Consider the following 16501-nt stretch of genomic DNA (forward strand, 5'->3'; position numbering starts at 1 on the left):
GAGTTACTCGGGGCCGCTGCCGAACCATCTGGCCAGGCCAGTGTGCAACTCCGACTGCGTGTCCCCTACCCACGCGACATGCCCGTCCGGACGAAGCAGCACGGCCGGGACGTCGAGTTCGCTGCTGGTGTCGACGACGTGGTCGACTCGGTCCTTCCATCCTTCGACCGATAACCGACCCGTTTGATCGAGCAGCAGCCCACGGCCGGCGTGCATCAGATCGTAGAGGTTCCCGCCGCTCGCACTGATGTTTCGCAATCGCCGGCCCACGAGATCGTCGCCGTCACCGAAGTCGTACCTGACCGAGATCGCCGTGATCTTCTCGGTCAGGTACCGCGAGACATCATCGAAATCCATCAGCTCAGAGATCAACCGCCGCACCGCTTGTGGCCCGACCTCGGTGGACACCAAGACTGCCTGTGCACGCGTGTTGTCGAGTACGTCGGCGGCCACCGGCCGTCGTTCGGGTTCGTAGCTGTCGAGCAGATCGTGTGGCGCCCACCCATTGATGGTGGCGGCGAGCTTCCAACCGAGGTTGAACGCGTCTTGGACCCCGAGGTTGAGGCCCTGCCCTCCCATCGGGGGGTGGATGTGTGCGGCATCGCCGGCGAGGAACACTCGGCCACGGCGGTAGTGCTCGGCCAACCGGGTGGCATCACCAAAACGTGACAGCCATTGCGGCGAGTGGACGCCGAAGTCGGTGCCGGCGATCGCCCGCAGCTGTCGCTTGATGTCGTCGAGGGTCGTCGGGACCGCGCGATCCTCGACGACCTCGGCTGCCGGCACCACGAGGCGATAACGGCCGTTCCCCGACGGGGAGGGTCCGATTCCGAAGCGCTTCTGCGTTTCACGGATTTCGGCGACCCTGGCGGTCAGCTCCTCGTCCGGCATGGTGACGTCCACTTCGCCGATCAAGGTGTCCGCACTCGACGGCTCGCCGGGGAACCCGACGCCGATCAGCTTGCGGACGGTGCTGCGCCCACCGTCGCATCCGATCAGGAACTGCGCGCGAAGTGTTGTGCCATCGGACAATTCGGCGGTGACCCGATCCTCGTCCTGATGGACGCCGACAACACTCTTCCCACGACGGATCTCCGCACCGACTTCGGTGGCATGCTCGGCAAGGATCCTGTCGATCTCGGGCTGGGGTATGCCCAGTACGTAACCGTGCGCAGTGTCGAGATGCGTGGGCGCCGGTTTGGCGATACCCGCGAAGAAACCACCGAGCGGATACTTTCGTCCGCGCGCGAGGAATCTGTCCAGCAGGCCGCGCTGCTCCATGATCTCGATCGTGCGTACGTGGATGCCGAGCGCACGGACCATCGGGGTGGGCTCGGCGTCCTTGTCGAGGACGACGACCTCGATGCCCTGCAGCCGGAGCTCGCCCGCCAGCATCAACCCGGTCGGTCCGGCGCCCACGATGATGACGTCACTCATACAGATCCCTTCGCCGGACAAGACGTGCGCTTGCTCGCAGCAGACGAGTCTGCACCATCACCGGGGTCTTGCCGCAAGCCCCGGACCACGCGATATGGTGAGAGTGGCGCAATCAACCAGCCTGCGCAGCGCAATGCGTCGAGGCGCGCGGCGGATTGTTCAGGATTCCCTGAATACAGATATCCCTGTACTATCGTCCCATGGAATCGCAGACCCTCGTCCATGGTGAGGCGCTGACCCGCTTCGGCTACGCATTGTCGGACGCGACCCGCACCCAGGTCCTGTTGCGACTGCGGACCGGACCCTCCTACCCCGCCGATCTGGCCGATTCCATCGGGGTGTCACGGCAGACTCTGTCGAATCACCTTGCGTGCCTTCGCGGATGCGGATTGGTGGTCGCAGTTCCCGAAGGTCGGCGATCTCGGTATGAATTGGCCGATCCGCGGATCCGTAACGCTCTCGACGACCTGATCGGACTTGTTCTGGCAGTCGATCCCGCATGCTGCCCCGATGCCCAGACCGAAAGTTGCTGCTGATGGACGTCGGCCTCGGTCTCCCCGAGCGGATCGGGCCCGACACAGAACGCAAACAGATCCTCCAGCGGCGAATCCGCTGGTTCGTGGCAGCCACCATCACCTACAACGTCATCGAGGCCGCGATCGCATTGGCCGAAGGCGCACGGGTCTCCTCGACTGCGTTGATCGGATTCGGCCTCGACTCGGTCATCGAGGTGTCGTCGGCGGCAGCGGTGGCGTGGCAGTTCTCCGGACGCGATCCCGAGGCCCGCGAGAAGACGGCCCTGCGGATCATCGCGTTCTCCTTCTTCGGCCTGGCGGTTTACGTCTCCGCGGAATCCGCGCGCACACTGCTCGGCTGGGGTGCAGAAGCGCGGCATTCGACCATCGGAATCGGCTTGGCCGCAGCAAGTCTGGCAATCATGCCGATCCTTTCGTGGTTGCAGCGACGCGCCGGCGGTGAACTCGGTTCCAGGTCCGCGGTTGCCGATTCCAAGCAGACGCTCCTGTGCACCTACCTCTCGGCGGTTCTACTCGCCGGACTCGTCGTCAACACCCTCTGGGGCTGGTCGTGGGCCGACCCCGTCGCCGCACTCGTCATCGCCGTCATCGCCACCCGCGAGGGAATCAACGCATGGCGCGGCCAACTCTGCTGCGCTACCGGACACCCCGGTGACGACTCCGAGTGCGACTGTTGCACGAGTGAGTGACAGCACTTGACGAACTTCTCCCTAATGCAGGCATTTTCGGATCCATCGACTCAGATCTCGAACACCGACCAGCAGATGCCGTTCCGCAATCGCTGGTCGTCGAATACCAGCTCACGGATCGCGTCCGGGAGTTGCTCACGCTGCCACCGACACTCGAGACGTCCCGCGGCCTCACCTCGACCTTCCGGCGCTGCCGCACGCACTGCCTTGATCGCGTAGGCGGCCGCACCCAGGTCGTGGGCGGCGACATGGGCCACCGCCCCGGCCTGCCCGGCGGCATACGCCGCGTGACGAGGTGCTCCACGCAAATCCCGCGCCGCTCCCATCGCGTGTCCACCCGCTGCGCGAGCATCCATCATCTTGACCTCGCCACGGACCCATGCGCGCGCGTGTTCGATGGCCTCACGTGGACGCGGATCGTCGGGACGCGCCTGCTCGAAGAGGCCGAGGACGTGCTCGGCACACGCCGCTGCCCACAGCGCCAGGAGTTGATGATCGGCATCGGTGAGAGTTCCGCCGCGCCGGATGGTGATGAAACGAGGATCGCGCTCCTTGGGGAGAATCACGTTGATATCGTCCCAGACCGTCGCCCCCGCGCGTCTGCTGTGATTCAAAGATTGCGCCCAGCGGATCAGCTGCGCGCCTCCTCGACGCTTCCCGACAGAAAGTCGACGAGCCCGTGGGGCGCGCTCTTGCCGAGGCAGAGGTCCAGGATCTCCCATGCGTCCACGGCGGTGGCCGCGCTGCGGTGGAACATCGCGGTCTCGTACGCCGTGAGTGCCGCGTCGATGTCGTCGGGGTACGCGGCAATCGCATTGCCGAGCTCAGCACCATCGAACATCGCCAGGTTCGCGCCGTCGCCGGACGGCGGCATCAGGTGTGCGGCATCCCCGAGCAAGGTCACCCCGGGCACCCGATCCCATCGATGGTCGTTCGGGAGCGCGTAGATCATGCGTGGCACCGGCGCAGTCTCACCGTCGGTGATCAGAGCGGTGAGTTCCGGTGCCCATCCGTCGAATTCGGCTGCGATGCGAGCAGCCGCACCCGAGTCGGAGAAGTCGATGTCGGCGATCCACTCGGCCGTTCGGTTCAGCTGGACATACGTGTGCAGGACACTCCCCGCCTCACGATGCGCGGTTATACCGGTCCCCGGGGTGAGCGCATACATCGCGCCTCCCCCGACAGCGTCGGCCGTTGCCGCATGGCGTTCGTCGGCGTCGTACAGGTATGTCTCGATGAAGGTCGTACCCACGTATTCGGGCGTCGCGCCGGACAGTAACGGCCGGACCTTCGACCAGGCCCCGTCGGCGCCGACGAGGAGCTCCGTGACCACTGTCGTCCCGTCGGCGAAGGTCAGCTCGTGGCGCCCATCGCCCACTACGGAGACGCCTGCGAGCTTCTTTCCCCACTGGACCGTATGCGCAGGCAACGAGTCGAGCAAGATCTGACGAAGGTCTCCACGGAGTACCTCGGGACGCCCCGTTCCGTCGTCGGCAGGGTCGTCGAGCAGGATCTCTCCCGTCTCATCGAGCATGCGGGTGGCGTCGCCGCCTACGTGGATGATCGCGCGGAACTCCTCGGTGAGTCCGGCCGCCTCGAGCGCGCGCTGCCCATCGTCTTCATGGATATCGAGTTGACCGCCCTGCGTTCGCGCCTCGGCCGAAGGATCCGCCTCGTAGATCGTTGCGGGGATGCCGTGGACGTGCAGGACGCGGGCGAGGGTGAGGCCCCCGAGGCCCGCACCGATGATCGTGACTGGTGTCTTCATGGGAATTCTCCTTTCAAACATGCGTTGGAACGCCGTTCCATATCTCCATCTTGGAACACCGTTCCAACTATGTCAAGATAATCGCCATGGCCACCAAGACGCAGCGGAACGAACGACGCTCAGATGCTCTGTCGAAGGAGCGGATCGTCGAGGCCGCGATCGAGATCCTCGACACCGACGGCGAGAGTGCATTGACGTTCCGTGCGCTCACCGCCCGCCTGGCCACCGGTAGTGGTGCGATCTACCACCACGTCGCGAACAAGAACGACCTGCTCGTAGCCGCTACCGACGACGTCATCGCCCGGGCGGTGACCGACGTGGCCGAGGAGACGGACCCGCGCGAGGCGATCCGCGGTATCGCCTCCGGGGTCTTCGACGCAATCGATGCCCACCCGTGGGTGGGAACCCAACTCTCCCGCGAGCCCTGGCAGTCCGCGATCATGCAGATCTTCGAGGGCATCGGACAACAGCTACAGGCTCTCGGCGTTCCCGAACGGGCACAGTTCAATTCGGCGTCCGCGCTCGTGAGCTACATCCTCGGTCTCGCAGCGCAGTACTCGGCGGGCGCGAGGCTCCTCGCGCGCGAGACCGACCGGTCGGCCTTTCTCGCCACCGTCACCGAGCGGTGGATGCAGGGCGATCCCGCGAATCATCCCTTCCTTCGACAGGTGGCGACCCAGCTCCCCGAGCACGACGACCGCGAGCAATTCCTGGCCGGTATCGACCTGTTCCTCGCCGGCGTGACAACCGTCCGATAACACGATCACTCAGGCGTCAGCCTCAGGGTGGCTTGCGCGGCAGAGTCCGACATCATCCTGTCGACGGTCGCGACGCCGTACCGACGGTATTTCCGGCGATAGGCCGCGTCGACGTCGGCGCGCAACTCAGACGAACCGACCCCGACGTCCTCGACGGTGACGTCGGCCTCGATCTCGCCGACGCGCACGCGAGCCCGGCGCGAGTCGAGAACGTGCTCGAACCATCCCGTCGGTCGCCGGTACCAGGTCCGGACAAACACCTGATCATCGACGCGCACGACCCAGATCGGCACCCAACGGCGCAGACCTCCGCCTGCGCTCCGCACCGCGATCTCGAGTTCGTCACCGGAGTCGACGGCGCCCAGCTGTTCAGCCGACCACGTCACGATGGCAAACCCTGCGGCGGCGGCCACGCCCGAAGGCCGTACATGTAGGTCGTGAGGTACTCCTCGATCACCGGGACACGAATCTCTTCGGATTCCGGGATCGTGATGAGCAGCGCGTAGAGGCCGACCAGGAACGACACGCCGTTGTGTACCACGTCCACCTCGTCGGGGATCTCGCCGCGCTCTCGGGCGCGCTGCAGTTCCTCGACGACGGCACCGACAACCGGATACTTGTCCCACTCCTCCGACGGTGGCCGGGTCGTTGAGAAGTGCAGGGCCAAAAAGTCTTTGAACAACAGGCGTCCGAGGCGACGCTCGAGTTTCAGCAAGACACGGACAGATTCGGCCAGGGTTTCGCGCACGTCATGGTCCCGTCCGAAGAATCGTGTCAGTTCGGCCGCCATCTGAACCTGTTCGCGCTGCTCCAACTCGATCAGCACGTGTTCTTTGGTGGGAAAATGGAAGAAGAAGGTGCCGTGGGCCACCCCGGCCGCCGACACGACCGCGCCTGTGTCGGCGGCAGCCATTCCGGTGCGTTTGAACTCTGCAATCGCTGCTCCCAGCAATCGTTCTCGCGTCTGGAGGCCTTTCGAGCGGCGCTCCTGCGGCTTCGCTTTCAGCGGTCCACCCCTTGTCCTCGTCGAACCAGCCTGCTTCCTGCCAGCGATCGTACCCCAAAACAAAACTGACTCAGATCAGTAATTCCGCCGCGGACCGACATGCTGGCGCGTTACTCTGCTCGGAGAAACATCCGATACGCGAACGGTTTCGAATGCAGATGTAAGGTCAATCGGTCGGATTGTCGACGCACGAACTGACTGTTGTCAGTTGTTCGGGAGGGTGACGTGCAGATCGTCGAGCAAGCCCAAGACCTGCCGAGCGCAGGAAACATCAAGGCACAGTGGGTGAGCCTCTGGACAGGTCCGGCAGTCGGGGTGGTCCTGTTGGTGGCCGCGCTGGCTTTCCCGGGCTTCTGGCCGCCGATGTCCCCGACGATGTCGGCGGACCAGGTCGGCGCGTTCTACGCCGACCACACCGCGTGGATCCAGTTCAGCCAGGTCACGTTCAACCTGTGTGGGATCCTGGTGCTGCCGTTCTTCATGGTGATCGTGGTCCAGATGAAACGTATGACCACGCAGAGCCACGTCTTCGCCTACTGCTACCTCACCGCCATCGTCAGCAGTGCCACCATCTTCGCGTTGTCGAACATCCTGTTCCTGGCAGCCGCTTTTCGCCCCGAACGCGATCCGGAGCTGATCATGCTGCTCAACGATCTCGCGTGGATCGTCCTGGTGGCCCCGGTCGGAATGATGGTCATGCAGTTCGTCCTCCTCGGTCTGTCCGTCTACTTCGACGACGGTCCGGATCCGGTGTTCCCCCGGTGGGTCGGCCACTACTCGATGGCCACCGCGGTCGCCATGCTTCCTGCAGCGGCCGCCGGCGTCTTCCGAACCGGCCCCCTGGCCTGGAACGGCTTCCTCACGTTCTGGCTGCGCTACGGCGCGTTCGCCCTCTTCGTCGTGGTCATGTTCTTCGTCCTGCGACGGGCCGTCATCAATCAGGCCGTCACCGACGAAGTGGTGGCCGCGTGAGCATCCTGACGCGCAATCGCGCTGCGGACGTGACCGACCATCCGCCAGGTAAACCCGACGTCCGGCTGGTCACCTGGTTCTTCCCGATCTGGTACGGCCTCTTCGGCGTGATCATCTGCGTGCTGACCCGGGTCACGCCACCACCACGGCCGGACGTCACCGATGCCGGCAAGGTCGCGTTCTTCGCCGAGCACGGCGTGACGATCCAGATCGGTTTCAGTCTGTTGATGGTCCTGCTCGGCGGAGCAGCCGTGACCAACGGCCTGATCATGTATCACATGAAGCGGATGTCGGTCGGATCGACGTTCGCCTACGGGTACATTGCCGGCATGGGAGTCGGTGCGCTGCCCGGTTTCCTGCTTGTCGCCGTGTGCTTCCTGACCGCGACGTTCCGCCCCGACCGCAATCCCGAACTCGTCGGTCTGCTCTATGACCTCGGCATGCTCTCCTACAACGGTTCACTGGGCTGCTTCACGGCGGCCTATCTGGTGCTGGCGATCGCCATTCTCTACGACAAGAACGAGATCTTCCCCAAATGGTTTGCCTACGTGACCATCTGGCAGATCATCACCGAAGTCATCGCCTCGCAGATGTTTCTGTTCCATTCGGGACCGTTCGCGTGGAACGGGTCGATCGCCCTCTGGTGGGCGGTGGTGATCTTCTCTGTCTGGCTGGGAGCGCTGATCGTTCTGCTCCGACAGGCCGCCGCACACGAACCCGCAGACTCTCCGGCACCGGACTGAACCGACGCAAGGAATCATTGATGTCACGAGCGCAATCGCGACTGCCACTGTCGTCACCGGGCGCACAGCGACGGGTCTCCAAACCATCTGCCCGCCAACATGATCATCACCTCCCCGGCGATGGCCACATGTGGGTGATGGTGATCGGTGACCTGATCATCTTCGGTGGGTACTTCGTCGTCTTCATGATCTATCGGACCATGGACCCGAAGGGATTCCTTCAGGCGCAACAACACCTGGACATCACCATCGGCGCCATCAACACCGTGATCTTGCTGACCAGTTCATGGTTCATCGCCCGCGCCGTGCTGGCGACACGCTCCCAACGCCACGACCAGGCCATACGCCTGACGTATGCCGCCGGCGCCGGTGGTCTGCTGTTCATGCTCCTCAAAGGATACGAGTGGTACACCGAGATCAGCACCGGACACACGAACAGCGAGATGTTCTTCTCGTTCTACTACGTGCTCACCGGCGTGCATCTGGTCCACGTCCTGATCGGACTCATCGTGTTGAGTGTGGTTGTCCGGGAACTGCGGAACCCGACCCGCCAACGCGCCTCGATGGTCGAGTCCGGCGCAATCTACTGGCACATGGTCGATCTCCTGTGGGTGATCATCTTCGGCCTGCTCTACGTGATGAGGTGACCCGATGACGGACCTGACGGACTCCCCCACCCGTGCGACGTCCGCACGCACAGTGACGTGGGTTTGGCTGATTCTGGTCGCGATCACCATCGGCTCATGGTGGCTCGCACCTGCCCATTACACGGCGGGATTGCAGCCGAGTGTCGTGATCACGACGGCCGTCCTGGTGATCACGTTCATCAAATCGCGGTTGATCATCGGGTATTTCATGGAGGTGCGCACCGCACCTCGCTGGCTCAGAATGGCGACCGACTCGTGGCTGGCCGTATTGTTCATCGCCGTCTTCGCGATCTATCTCGTCTGAGGAAGTCGCGGATCGCCACGAACTCTAGGTCCCGCTGTTTCGGCTCACCATCTCAGCGATCCAGACGGGCGCGAACGGTGACGTGCATCCTGGCGATGTCGGATAGTCTTTGAGCACTTCCAGTCGCTCCCCGATGTCGATTGCGCGCGCCCGAAATTCCGGGTGCGAAATGCCGATCTGGGCAAGACACGTGTTCATGGCCCATTGGAGTCGATCCGGCGCCCCTTTCATCTCGGCATCGATGACGTCGAGCAGTGCGGTGAGATCGAGGCCGTCCGGTCGCTTCGTCACCCGCTGCGCGGTCAGTGCCCAGCCTGCACTCGCGACCGCCGGATCCGGATCGTCCAGCCAGGCCAAGCGCAGTTCCTCTGAGTGCGGGTTCTTCGTCACCACGTAATTCACGAGCCAGTCGTGCACCTTGGGTGTGCGTGCGTCACGCACCATGACGTCCAGCTCGTCGCGGTCGAACGTCTTGGGACGGCAGATCAGGATCGCCAGCAATCTGGCTGCCGTGTCCCCGGTCTCCCAGAGTTCACGTGCGAGTTCGTGCTGCGTCTTCAATCGCTTGGCGACCGCCCGCAACGCGCTGAGGTTCACACCGTGGTCGTCGCCGTGCCTCGAGTTGACGGCACGCACTTTCGGGTTCTCGAGTTCAGCGAGCTCGGTCATCACCTCGGCTACCTGCACCTCCGGCACCGGCATACCTCCTCCATCACTGTCACGTCAGTCGCGCGCGACGCTCCGCAACCAAGATGAGCCACTGCACATGAGCGACGCTCTATCCCGACAAGGGCCGCACCTCACCGATCTCGTACTCGGTGACCGATGCCGACCGTATCGCGGCACCCTGATCGTCACTCGGGCCCCCGCCACGGAACGCTTCGACGTCCGCCTGTGACTCCCAGCGCTCGAAGATGTTGATGCGCCCGGAGTCGAGCAGATCGGGATCGATGATGAAGTCGTGGCAGCCGGACGTGCGACGCGCTTGTTCGACAACGCGGACGCAGCCCGCGAGGTAGATCTCGCGCTGGTCGGGATCGACCGTGATGTGTCCTGCGACGATGAGCATGGTTGCCTCCCGTTCCGGTATGGGATTCTGCTGCGAACCGATCACTGATGTAGACCTCACCGGCGTGCGCATCTCATCGGAAGCGCCCGGTTCCAGGTAGGCAGATACCGTGTCCGTGACGACGAAGTGCACAACACCGACTGGGGGATCTCATGAAACCCGCTTGGCCACACCATCTTGTCACTGCGAGCGCAGGCGCTGTCGCAACCAACGTGGTCCCGCATCTCGCGCATGGACTCGCCGGTAGGCCCTTCCCCACGCCGTTCTCCGATCCGCCCGGGGTCGGCGACTCGTCACCGGCCCAGAACATCGTCTGGGCATCGATGAACGCCGGGTTGGCCGGTGCGATGGTGTACACACAGCGCTCCCGCCTGCGCAGCGCAGAATTCTGGGGAGTCTTCGGCGTCAGTGCGACAGCGGCCGCATTCGGTCTGCGGTCCTATTTCGGACGGGCCCGAGCCACGGCCTGACCACCCGATGCCGACCCGCCGGCGCCGAAACTATCCGGATGCGCGCAGGTGATCCGAGGTGTCACCGACGAAGTCCAGGTATCCGTAGTCACGTGAGCTGAAGATCCACCCTTCGCCGCGACGGGTCACGGTGTCGAGATGCCGGCCCGATGCGACGATCTCGATGCGACCGTCGCGCTGCTGAAGCACCGTGTAACAGGACCGGACATGCGCGCGATCTGGCCCGTCGAACTCGATGATCGGGTTCGTGATCAGGTGCCGGGTGCGCGGTGTGCCGTCCGGATGGACGATCACCATGGTCTCGAACATCGCGCGGACATGCGCGGCGCCGCGTCCGGTGACCTCGCCGCGAAGTGCGATGTCCGCATCGGCGAACAACTCGCCGACCGCGGCGAAGTCACCGCCGTCGAGGAGTTCGGCGTATCGATAGAGCAGCGTGCAGATCGCCTGATGGTCGGCGTGGTCGGTCATGACTGAACCGTAACCGGCAGGGTGCGGAGGCGCCGCACCATCAGGCTCCGCTCCCACTGCGGATCGGTGGTCTCGACGTCGAACGCCGTGGTGGAGTCGAGGAGGAACTCGATCGCGAGCTTGGCCTCGAGTCGAGCGAGTGGAGCACCGACGCACATGTGCAGACCTTTGCCGAATGCCATGTGCGGGCGGCGCTTTCCCTGGTCCAGGCAGATCTGTCCGGGATTGTCTACGGCAGCCGGATCGCGGTTGGCCGAACCCCACAGCAGATACAGGTGTGATTCAGCGGGTAGGTCGGTGTCACCGAGTGTGGTGTCCGCGACGACGTGGCGATAGTGGCCGCGGAACGGTGATTCCAGCCGTAGCGCCTCCTCGATGAACAGCGGCACGACGTCGGGGTGGGAGCGCAGGTCTGCCTCGATCCCCGGGTGCATCCCGAGCAACCAGACAGCACTGCCGAGCAGGCTGACGGTCGATTCCGACCCCGCCGCGACGAGTTGGATCAGGATCATCACTGCGCTGTCGTGATCGAGCCGGCCCGCAGCGACGAGGCGCGCAAGGTCGCCCATCACGTTCTCGCCGGGGACGACAAGCGCACGTTCGAAGGCCCCCGCGAGATATGCACTGAGCTCCCCCACCGCCTGCGTGGCGTCGGCAAGCTGTCCCGCGGTGACCACCCCGTCGAGGAGGACGGTGCTCGAGAAGGCCCAGCGAACCAGGTCGTCGATGTCGTATGTCGGGAACCCGACCAGTTCCGCGACAACGGCCATCGGCAAGCGCTGGGCGATCGCGTGGACCCAGTCGATGTCAGAACCGTCGAGACCGTCGTCCCACAGTCGCCGGAGTTCCTGTGCGATGAACGGTTCGAGCCCGCGCACTCGCTTGGCGACCATCGACGGCATCACCATCGTGCGGTGCATCCGATGCAGCGGTTCATCGGCGGTCGCCAACACATGCAATGGCGAGCCCATCTCCGCGATCGGGTATTCCGACACCGTCCCGTCGTCGTTCCACACCATCGTCGCCGTGAGATTCGACGAGAAGTCCTCGGGACGTCCCACCGCCTCGGCCACCAGATCCCATGAGCCGACCAGATAGAACGACGAGTCCGCGAGCCGTGTCACCGCCCCCTGCAGGCGAAGCGATTCGAAGTAGGGATACGGGTTGTCGAGATCATGCATGTGACCAGCCTCGACGACGTCGGGTCCGCGACACAACCGGGTAGCCGCAAATCGACACGGCCGACACGACCACACCGAGTCCGGTCGTCTCATCCGAACGTTGCGACCTGCGGAGCGACTTGAGATAGATCATCAATTCGTCTCACACTGAGATATGACGAACGACTGGTTGATCGGGGGAAAGCGTTCCGACTCGGCCCGGGACCGTCTGTATGCCGTCGCCACCGACCTCATCGCGCAGCGTGGGGTCGACGCGTTCGACATCAACGAACTCGCCGGGCGCGCTCACTGCTCACGCGCGACCGTCTACCGGCACGCCGGCGGCAAGGGCGAGATCGTCGAGGCGGTGCTCGCCGCCACATCGGCCGACATCATCACCGAGGTACGTTCGGCGATCACCGACCTGTCCGGAGAGCACCGCGCGATCACCGCCATCACTGTCGCTCTCGAAGCGATCCGCGCGGACCGGGTTGCCCGACAGTTCCTTCGGTCGCGTCATCTGATCGGCGCGGCCGGCACCGTGATCGCCTCGGCAACGGTCACCGATCTGGCCGCCGAACTGATCGGGGTCGATCGGGACGACAACGCGCTCGCAGCATTCGCGGTGCGCACGATCCTGACGATTCTCATCTGGCCACCGGCCGATACCGAGCAGGAGGCCGATCTGATCCGCGGAATCGTCGCGGGAGTCTTCCGACGCGATTTCCCGATCTGACACGGTGAGCGGCGCTCGGACCCAGATGTCCGTTTCGTGTTCGGTGCCGGTAGCGGTTCCCTATTCTGACCGGCATGGCCGAGAAGATCCGCACAATCGTCTGGGGCACGGGCAATGTCGGCCAGGCCGCCATCCGCTCCGTTCTCGCGCACCCCGATCTCGTCTTGAGCGGGGTCATCGTCCATTCTCCGGACAAAGTCGGCCGCGATGCCGGTTCCCTCGCCGGGATGGACGTCGATGTCGGTGTCGCCGCCACCGACAGCTTCGATGGCCTGAAGGCCGACACGGACGCCCTCGTCTATGCGGCGTCCGGCGACATCCGCCCCGATGACGCCCTGGCCGACATCGTGCGGGCAGTCGCAGCGGGTGCCGTTGTCGTCACACCGTCGCTGTATGCGCTCTACGACCCGCGGTCGGCGCCGGCCGAGATCAGGGACCCGGTCGTCGACGCGATCGCGAGCGGCAATGGTTCGCTTTTCGTCTCCGGCATCGATCCCGGATGGGGCAACGACATCCTCCCACTGCTCGTCAGCGGCCTCGGTTCGCGGATCGACGCAATCCGGTGCCAGGAGATCTTCGACTACACCACCTACGACCAGCCCGACTCGGTGCGCTACCTGGTCGGCATGGGACAGCCGATGGACTACGAGCCGCCGATGCTGACCGGAGGTGTGCCATCGATGGTGTGGGGCGGTCAGATCCGTTTGATCGCACGGGGCCTCGGCATCGAGATCGACGAGATCCGCGAGACCATGGAGCGCAGGGCTCTCGCCGCCGATGTCAGCACGCCGGCAATGGGTGTCTTCGAGTCGGGCACGCAGGGAGCTGTTCGATTCGAGGTGCAGGGCATCGTGGGTGATTCGATCCCGATCGTGATCGAACACATCACCCGGATTCACGCCGACTGCGCACCCGAATGGCCCTCGCCTCCCGACGGGGGCGACGGCTCGCACCGGGTCATCATCGAGGGCAGCCCGCACATCGAGATCACCGTCGAGGCCACCGATGACGACGGCAACCGCGCTGCCGGAGGCAACGCGACGGCGGTCGGGCGCTTGGTCAACGCCATCCCCTGGCTGGTCACCGCCGACCCCGGCCTGTACGACGCGCTCGAGGTACCACTGAGCCCAGCCGTCGGCAGAGTGGGCGCCCCACAAGAACCGTGATCGTGGCGCGCCGGATCAGGACAGCTGAGCCAGATTCTGAATCGATGCCCGGACATCCGATTCGATGACTCGTGCCACCAGCCTCCCGACCGGACCGTTGAGCAACCCGCCCCGCAGGTCCGCGTGCAAGCCGAAGCGAGAGCCGGGACCGGCAGGCGTGACCTTCATCGTGAGGGTGATCCGTACCCCGCCTCGACCGTGCCCGGCGAGCGCGATCACCTCGGGCTCGACGTATTCGGTCACCCGCCAATGGATCACGTTCCGAAAGCCTTTGACCTTGATGAGCGAGGAGATCCGCGTCCCCTCCTCGATCCGGGCCGGGACGTCGCCGCGCCATCCGCCGAAGATCGTCATCCATTCGGAGAACCTGCCGAGATCTGATGCGAGCTCCCATGCGGCCGCCGGCGCGATGTCCGAGTGAACCCCTACCTCTACCGAGGCCATCGCCCCTCCCTCCATGACGAATCGCGGGCACCTCGTGCCCCTGCCGACCGTACGATGAAAGGGTGACGTCCGCCGACTCGTCGATCATGGGGAACCCCGGGGTGCAGCTGCCAACGGTCGGTGTCGAGGAAGAATTCATCCTGGTCGACCAGCTGACCGGGCATCCGGTCGGCCGAAACCGTGAGGTCGCTGCGGCGGCGGCGAGGCGCGGCCTCGATCTGGACCTGGAGCTGACGTCCTGCCAGGTTGAGGTCGCCACGTCGGCATGTGCGACCGGCCAGCAGGTTCTCGCCGAGCTGCGCATGCTTCGTACCGTTGTCGCGAATGCCGCCGACGAGGTCGGTGTTGCCGTGATCGCCGCCGGCGTGCCTCCGACAGTGCCCGACCACTTCCCCATCACCGACACCGACCGATACCGGCACATCGGGCAGAGTTTCGGAATGCTGGCGCACGAGCAGGGTATCTCCGGATGTCACATCCACGTCGGTGTTCCCGATCGGGACACCGCAGTGGCGGTCAGCAATCACCTGCGACATCGTTTGCCGATCTTGCTTGCTCTGTCTGCCAATTCGCCGATCTACCGCGATGCCGACACGGGGCACGCCAGCTGGCGCTCGGTGCTCTGGTCCCGGTGGCCGGCGTCGGGACCGCCGCCGCATCTGCGCTCTCGCGAACACTTCGAGCAATTGGTGTCGATGTTCGTGACCAGTGGCGCGATCCTCGACGATCACATGGTCTATTGGGACATCCGCCCATCCGATCACCTGCCCACCGTCGAGATCCGGGTCGGCGACGTCCAGTCCCGAGCCGACGAAACCGTCGTCGTGGCAACGCTCGTCCGCGCCCTGGTGATCACCGCGCTGGACGACATCGCACACGACGTCACACCGCCGATCATCGATTCCGCCGTCCTGGCCGCGGCCATGTGGAAGGCGGCACACGATGGCATCGACGGAGATGGCATCGATGTGGTGACGCAACAATCGGTTTCGGCGATCGACCAATTGGCGTCGCTCGTGACCGACAGCCGCCCAGCACTCGACGCCCTCGGAGACACCGAATTGGTGGTCGCGGCCCTCGCCCGCCTCCGCACTGAGGGCAATGGCGCCACCAGGCGGCGAGATCGGTTCTTGCAGAGGGGAACCGGACGTGACGTCGTCGAGTCGGCCGCCCGCGAGTTCACCGGTTGAAGTGCCGTGCTGAACGCGTTTCTTCAGGTGCGCCGCAGAATCGGCCGCAAGTCGTCGAGCTTGTCGAACAGATGCCAGACGTAGCCGGTCGTACCGTTCTCACGGAGGGGGTGGAGATCGGCGAGTGCCGGATCATCTCGATAGCTCTCGAACGCCTCGATCGAATCCCACTCGACCAGCACCATGACCTGCCGAGGAGCGACGTCACCGACCTCGGCACGCCGGAACGCACCCAACGAGATGACGCGCCCACCGTGTGACTGCACCTCCGCCACCGACCGCCGCGAGTACGCGCGATAGTCCTCGTTGTCGGCGAGATCGAACAGGTTCAGTGCGTACACCGGGCCATCGTCGTCAACCATCGGTCACCTCTTCTCTCGAGCGGCCGCGCACGATCAGCGCAGTGTGGCACCGTAGGCGCGACCGACGCGAAGCACCATCAGGACGCGACGATCGGCAACCATCACGTCTCGATACTCCGCCCAGTCGGGATGCTCGCCTGCCCCTTGCCGGTAGTAGTCCACGAGGGCATCGACCTCCGGTCCGTTCGGATCGGTTCCAGGTCCGATCAGAGTCACGTCACCCTCGGCGGTCGCCCATGTGTAACCGTCGGGACTGGTGTATTCGATCGCCGCGCGCGGATCCCGCCGAAGGTTTGCCGTCTTGGCCCGCCCCTCGGTCATCGACACGTAGATGGTGTCGGTGTCGCGGTTGTAGACCGATGTCACCGGGGACAGCTGCGGGAGACCGTTCGACTTGATGGTGGCGAGGATGCCGAGCTTGCTGTCGGCGATCAGGGCTCGTGGATCGAACTGTTCGTCGCTCATGCTCATGCCAACCCGGTGGACCGGGTCAGCATTCCGAATTGGATTTCTACCCTCCCGTAAGGGTAGAGTCACCGCTCGCGCCTGACGCCCACACGCCACCCTGGCCCG

At 64.6% G+C, this 16501-nt stretch carries 23 protein-coding genes; 11 read left to right on the plus strand and 12 right to left on the minus strand.

Annotated features, from left to right (window positions below; translation table 11 throughout):
- Positions 1-3: 3 nt before the first annotated feature.
- Positions 4-1437: a rifampin monooxygenase gene (gene rox, locus OVA31_RS23920; RefSeq protein WP_267629007.1), complete on the minus strand. Its 1434-nt coding sequence runs from the start codon at positions 1435-1437 to the stop codon at positions 4-6.
- 200 nt (positions 1438-1637) lie between these two features.
- Between rox and OVA31_RS23925 the strand changes: the two genes are divergently transcribed.
- Complete coding sequence (locus OVA31_RS23925) at positions 1638-1973, plus strand: ArsR/SmtB family transcription factor (protein ID WP_267629008.1); 336 nt, start codon at positions 1638-1640, stop codon at positions 1971-1973.
- A complete protein-coding gene (locus OVA31_RS23930) occupies positions 1973-2662 on the plus strand; it encodes a cation transporter (protein ID WP_267629009.1) in 690 nt (229 codons plus the stop codon). Before OVA31_RS23925 ends, OVA31_RS23930 begins: the two co-directional genes overlap by 1 nt.
- 50 nt (positions 2663-2712) lie before the next feature.
- Here OVA31_RS23930 and OVA31_RS23935 read toward each other — a convergent pair whose 3' ends face one another.
- Positions 2713-3228: a putative immunity protein gene (locus tag OVA31_RS23935; RefSeq protein WP_267629010.1), complete on the minus strand. Its 516-nt coding sequence runs from the start codon at positions 3226-3228 to the stop codon at positions 2713-2715.
- Positions 3229-3293: 65 nt separating this feature from the next.
- Positions 3294-4430 (minus strand): FAD-dependent oxidoreductase, encoded by a 1137-nt coding sequence (locus OVA31_RS23940; RefSeq protein WP_267629011.1) that lies wholly within the window; start codon positions 4428-4430, stop codon positions 3294-3296.
- A gap of 86 nt (positions 4431-4516) precedes the next feature.
- On the opposite strand from OVA31_RS23940, the gene OVA31_RS23945 reads away from it, so the two are divergent.
- Positions 4517-5188, plus strand: coding sequence for a TetR/AcrR family transcriptional regulator (locus OVA31_RS23945; RefSeq protein WP_324290155.1), 672 nt, complete (start codon positions 4517-4519; stop codon positions 5186-5188).
- A 5-nt stretch (positions 5189-5193) separates the two neighbouring features.
- Here the strand turns inward: OVA31_RS23945 and OVA31_RS23950 are convergent, their stop codons facing one another.
- On the minus strand, positions 5194-5574 hold the full coding sequence (locus OVA31_RS23950) for a DUF2255 family protein (RefSeq protein WP_267629012.1): 381 nt from the start codon (positions 5572-5574) through the stop codon (positions 5194-5196).
- Complete coding sequence (locus OVA31_RS23955; RefSeq protein ID WP_267631689.1) at positions 5571-6194, minus strand: TetR/AcrR family transcriptional regulator; 624 nt, start codon at positions 6192-6194, stop codon at positions 5571-5573. Before OVA31_RS23955 ends, OVA31_RS23950 begins: the two co-directional genes overlap by 4 nt.
- A gap of 225 nt (positions 6195-6419) precedes the next feature.
- Between OVA31_RS23955 and OVA31_RS23960 the strand changes: the two genes are divergently transcribed.
- The 4 genes from OVA31_RS23960 to OVA31_RS23975 all read left to right on the plus strand — a co-directional run bounded on the left by OVA31_RS23960 (position 6420) and on the right by OVA31_RS23975 (position 8860).
- The gene (locus tag OVA31_RS23960; RefSeq protein ID WP_267629013.1) at positions 6420-7166 is read left to right on the plus strand and encodes a hypothetical protein; all 747 of its coding nucleotides are present in this window, start codon (positions 6420-6422) and stop codon (positions 7164-7166) included.
- Entirely contained in the window at positions 7163-7909 is a 747-nt protein-coding gene (locus OVA31_RS23965) for a hypothetical protein (protein ID WP_267629014.1), read from the plus strand. The genes OVA31_RS23960 and OVA31_RS23965 overlap by 4 nt, the downstream gene beginning before the upstream one ends.
- 128 nt (positions 7910-8037) lie before the next feature.
- Positions 8038-8556 (plus strand): cytochrome c oxidase subunit 3, encoded by a 519-nt coding sequence (locus tag OVA31_RS23970; protein ID WP_267631690.1) that lies wholly within the window; start codon positions 8038-8040, stop codon positions 8554-8556.
- Between the two features lie 4 nt (positions 8557-8560).
- Positions 8561-8860 (plus strand): cytochrome C oxidase subunit IV family protein, encoded by a 300-nt coding sequence (locus OVA31_RS23975; RefSeq protein WP_267629015.1) that lies wholly within the window; start codon positions 8561-8563, stop codon positions 8858-8860.
- 24 nt (positions 8861-8884) lie between these two features.
- Here the strand turns inward: OVA31_RS23975 and OVA31_RS23980 are convergent, their stop codons facing one another.
- Both OVA31_RS23980 and OVA31_RS23985 read right to left on the minus strand, forming a co-directional pair.
- Positions 8885-9562, minus strand: coding sequence for a DNA alkylation repair protein (locus OVA31_RS23980; RefSeq protein WP_267629016.1), 678 nt, complete (start codon positions 9560-9562; stop codon positions 8885-8887).
- A 76-nt stretch (positions 9563-9638) separates the two neighbouring features.
- A complete protein-coding gene (locus OVA31_RS23985) occupies positions 9639-9929 on the minus strand; it encodes a putative quinol monooxygenase (protein ID WP_267629017.1) in 291 nt (96 codons plus the stop codon).
- 152 nt (positions 9930-10081) lie between these two features.
- Between OVA31_RS23985 and OVA31_RS23990 the strand changes: the two genes are divergently transcribed.
- A complete protein-coding gene (locus OVA31_RS23990) occupies positions 10082-10399 on the plus strand; it encodes a hypothetical protein (RefSeq protein ID WP_267629018.1) in 318 nt (105 codons plus the stop codon).
- A 30-nt stretch (positions 10400-10429) separates the two neighbouring features.
- Here OVA31_RS23990 and OVA31_RS23995 read toward each other — a convergent pair whose 3' ends face one another.
- Positions 10430-10870, minus strand: a complete 441-nt coding sequence (locus OVA31_RS23995; protein WP_267629019.1) for a nuclear transport factor 2 family protein — start codon at positions 10868-10870, stop codon at positions 10430-10432.
- Positions 10867-12051: a cytochrome P450 gene (locus OVA31_RS24000; protein ID WP_267629020.1), complete on the minus strand. Its 1185-nt coding sequence runs from the start codon at positions 12049-12051 to the stop codon at positions 10867-10869. Before OVA31_RS24000 ends, OVA31_RS23995 begins: the two co-directional genes overlap by 4 nt.
- Positions 12052-12205: 154 nt before the next feature.
- Between OVA31_RS24000 and OVA31_RS24005 the strand changes: the two genes are divergently transcribed.
- Entirely contained in the window at positions 12206-12766 is a 561-nt protein-coding gene (locus OVA31_RS24005) for a TetR/AcrR family transcriptional regulator (protein ID WP_267629021.1), read from the plus strand.
- Positions 12767-12840: 74 nt separating this feature from the next.
- Positions 12841-13932: a dihydrodipicolinate reductase gene (locus OVA31_RS24010; RefSeq protein WP_267629022.1), complete on the plus strand. Its 1092-nt coding sequence runs from the start codon at positions 12841-12843 to the stop codon at positions 13930-13932.
- A 15-nt stretch (positions 13933-13947) separates the two neighbouring features.
- Here the strand turns inward: OVA31_RS24010 and OVA31_RS24015 are convergent, their stop codons facing one another.
- Entirely contained in the window at positions 13948-14376 is a 429-nt protein-coding gene (locus tag OVA31_RS24015) for an SRPBCC family protein (protein WP_267629023.1), read from the minus strand.
- A gap of 86 nt (positions 14377-14462) precedes the next feature.
- On the opposite strand from OVA31_RS24015, the gene OVA31_RS24020 reads away from it, so the two are divergent.
- The gene (locus tag OVA31_RS24020; protein WP_267631692.1) at positions 14463-15566 is read left to right on the plus strand and encodes a carboxylate-amine ligase; all 1104 of its coding nucleotides are present in this window, start codon (positions 14463-14465) and stop codon (positions 15564-15566) included.
- Positions 15567-15589: 23 nt separating this feature from the next.
- Here the strand turns inward: OVA31_RS24020 and OVA31_RS24025 are convergent, their stop codons facing one another.
- Positions 15590-15928, minus strand: a complete 339-nt coding sequence (locus OVA31_RS24025) for a DUF1330 domain-containing protein (protein WP_267629024.1) — start codon at positions 15926-15928, stop codon at positions 15590-15592.
- A 33-nt stretch (positions 15929-15961) separates the two neighbouring features.
- Positions 15962-16393, minus strand: coding sequence for a PPOX class F420-dependent oxidoreductase (locus OVA31_RS24030; RefSeq protein WP_267629025.1), 432 nt, complete (start codon positions 16391-16393; stop codon positions 15962-15964).
- Positions 16394-16501: the final 108 nt, after the last annotated feature.

Source organism: Gordonia sp. SL306 (assembly GCF_026625785.1).
In the GTDB taxonomy this organism is placed as follows: domain Bacteria; phylum Actinomycetota; class Actinomycetes; order Mycobacteriales; family Mycobacteriaceae; genus Gordonia.